The organism is Pseudoalteromonas sp. SG43-6 (assembly GCF_014164365.1).
GTDB lineage: Bacteria > Pseudomonadota > Gammaproteobacteria > Enterobacterales > Alteromonadaceae > Pseudoalteromonas > Pseudoalteromonas rhizosphaerae.
Map to the genome: position 1 here is coordinate 1 of NZ_JACJEZ010000117.1, position 2,146 is coordinate 2,146.

At 39.8% G+C, this 2,146-nt stretch carries 2 protein-coding genes; both read left to right on the top strand.

Features of this window, described 5'->3' with window-relative positions:
* Positions 1–491, top strand: a 491-nt coding sequence (locus tag H5201_RS22300) for an integrase core domain-containing protein (protein ID WP_182785430.1), incomplete at its 5' end; no start/stop codon positions are given.
* A 405-nt stretch (positions 492–896) separates the two neighbouring features.
* Positions 897–2,105 carry an IS256 family transposase gene (locus tag H5201_RS22305; RefSeq protein ID WP_182785431.1) on the top strand — a complete coding sequence of 403 codons (1,209 nt, stop codon included), beginning with the start codon at positions 897–899 and terminating at the stop codon, positions 2,103–2,105.
* The last annotated feature ends 41 nt before the right edge of the window (positions 2,106–2,146 follow it).

The window sequence follows — 2,146 nt, forward strand, 5'->3', positions numbered from 1 at the left end:
CTGATTTGATGACGGATATTTGCAGTCGAGAGCAAATAAAGCCAGAGCAAGTCACGTTACATTCGGATAATGGCAGCCCAATGAAAGGCGCTACATTATTGGCTACCTTGCAAGAATTAGGCATTATACCGTCGTTTAGTCGCCCGTCAGTGAGTAATGATAATCCCTATTCGGAGTCATTATTTAAAACGTTAAAATATCGCTCAGACTACCCAGAAAAGCCATTTGCAGAAATAAGCACAGCAAGAAAATGGGTGGCAGGGTTTGTAGATTGGTACAATAACGAGCATTTGCACAGCGGTATAAAATTTGTCACGCCAAATCAGCGTCATTCAGGTTTAGATAAAGAGATATTAGCCAAGCGTCAGCAGGTAAACGACGCAGCTAAATTGAATAACCCAAGTCGTTGGTCAGGAAAGTCACGAGACTGGTCAATGATAAATGAAGTAAATTTAAACCCTGAGAAAAAAGAAGAAATGCGGGCGGCATAAAATTTAACTTGAGGCGACAACTAACTTGAAAAACTCCGCTATATAATCCTAAAGAGGGTTGGAATAAAAATAAGCCTGTAGGACAAAGGTTGCTTCTCAAACTTCAACAAATATGAGCTATTCGAATACAACTAGAACTATTTTATAAAGTAAGAGATCTGGCGCTTTTTAACCTCGCTATCGATAGTAAACCAAGAGGGGGGAGGTGAGTAAATGACATCGCACATGGTAAAACAATCCAATCAAGGCCTATTGTTGCTCAGAAAAAGACAGGTATGTGGCACAAGTAAAGTCGACCAAAATGGAAACACATGCTAAAAATATTTAGCCCGAGGATGTAACTAATTTTGTGTAAATGCCTATCATAATTTACTCTATCAAGAGTTTAAGGATTAGGCGATGAACATGAATAAAGAAGAACTCGAAGCGTTTGCTAAGGAAGCGGCTAAAAGCATTAAAACACCAGACGATTTAAATCAATTTAGTCAGATGTTAAAAAAGATAACCGTTGAAGCAGCACTTAATGCAGAAATGGATGAGCATTTAGGCTATCAAAAACACAGTAAATCCACGAGTGCTAATAGCCGCAATGGTAAAACAAGCAAGCGTATTAAAACAGAAGATGGTGAATTTGAGCTTGATACGCCCCGCGACCGTGAAGGCTCTTTTGAGCCGCAGCTTGTTAAAAAGCATCAATCTCGATTTACCTCAATGGATGATAAAATATTATGGTTGTACGCCCAAGGAATGAGCACCCGTGATATCGTAAATGCATTTCATGAGTGGTACGGCGCTGATATTTCTCCTACATTGGTGTCACGTGTAACCAGTGCTGTGATGGAGCAAGTTACAGAATGGCAATCTCGACCACTGGATGCTATTTACCCTATTGTTTATTTGGATTGCCTGGTTGTAAAAATACGCCAAGATAAGCGGGTTATCAAAAAGTCTATCTACCTTGCCTTAGGTATTAATATTGACGGCCATAAAGAACTGCTTGGTATGTGGATTTCTGAAAATGAAGGCGCTAAGTTCTGGCTAGGCGTTCTGACTGAATTAAGTCAACGGGGCGTTGAAGATATCTTAATCGCGTGCGTAGACGGCCTAAAGGGATTTCCTGATGCAATTAATACTGCTTACCCGAAAACACATGTTCAGTTGTGTATAGTGCATATGGTTCGCAACTCATTGAAGTATGTTTCATGGAAAGATTATAAAGCCGTCACGGCTGATTTGAAGCTGATTTACCGCTCGTCGACAGAAGAAGAGGCACTGCTAGAATTGGAGCGGTTTGCAGAAAAATGGGACAGTCAATATCCGCAAATAGCGAAGTCATGGCGTGCGAATTGGGATAACTTAAATACGTTATTTAATTACCCTGACGCAATACGAAAAGCTATTTATACAACGAATGCTATTGAATCACTCAACAGCGTTATTCGCCGAGCGATTAAAAAGCGTAAGATATTTCCAAATGACGATTCTGCAAGAAAAATGATTTATTTGGCAATAAAAGAGGCATCGAAAAAATGGACGATGCCAATTCGAGACTGGCGTAATGCAATGAGTCGTTTTATCATTGAATTTGAGGAACGCCTCAATAAACATATTTAAAATGTAAAAACGGGCAGTTACACAGAATCCGTTACAGGCTC

What these genes read in the sequence shown, in the direction of transcription:
- H5201_RS22305 (WP_182785431.1), top strand. Translation starts at nt 897, where the DNA reads ATGAATAAAGAAGAACTCGAAGCGTTTGCTAAGGAAGCGGCTAAAAGC.